This is a genomic window from Methylobacterium nigriterrae, from assembly GCF_037106235.1.
Lineage (GTDB): Bacteria > Pseudomonadota > Alphaproteobacteria > Rhizobiales > Beijerinckiaceae > Methylobacterium > Methylobacterium nigriterrae.
Map to the genome: position 1 here is coordinate 1 of NZ_JBAWTG010000502.1, position 559 is coordinate 559.

The following is a 559-nucleotide window of genomic DNA, read 5'->3' on the forward strand; positions in this document are numbered from 1 at the left end:
GTTGCAGGACGCGGTGTTCCGGCACCTCGGTGGCCCGACCCGCCGCTGTGACCCCGTCGAGTTCGAGCAAAGCCGCGAGCACCTCGTGAAGTGGCACCGACTCGGCCTTGCAGCCTGGCAGGCAGCGCAGGGTTGGGCAGGACTCGACGGCGCGGGCGTCGGATGCCCAGGATGCCAGGATGGCGCGCTTCTCGGCCTTCGACAGCCCAGGATAGGCCAGCACCTCGCGCGGGTGCCGGAAGACGTCGCCGGGCGCGACGAAGGCCTCGAACGGATCCACGGCCGACGATCTGAGGGTGGCGGAGGCCACCGGGCCGAGCCGTTCGATGGTTGTCTCGATCCTCTGCATGAGACCCTCCTCTCGTTGAGCAAAGGCTGAGCGGCCGACGCGACCTATGTCCGCGCCGGCCGCCATGTCATGCGTTCAGTTCGTTCATGCGCCGGGCAGCGCGATCAGTGTGCCGTCTCCTGTGCCTTGGCGCCGTTGATCGCGATGCGCCGCCCGTGCTCCGGCGCCTTGGCCGAGCGGGGCAGGCTCACGCTGAGCACGCCGTTCTTG

The 559-nt window shown here is 69.4% G+C and carries 1 protein-coding gene; it reads right to left on the minus strand.

Features of this window, described 5'->3' with window-relative positions:
- On the minus strand, nucleotides 1-349 hold a 349-nt coding region (locus tag WDW90_RS37960; RefSeq protein WP_336492853.1), incomplete at its 3' end, for a hypothetical protein.
- Nucleotides 350-559: the final 210 nt, after the last annotated feature.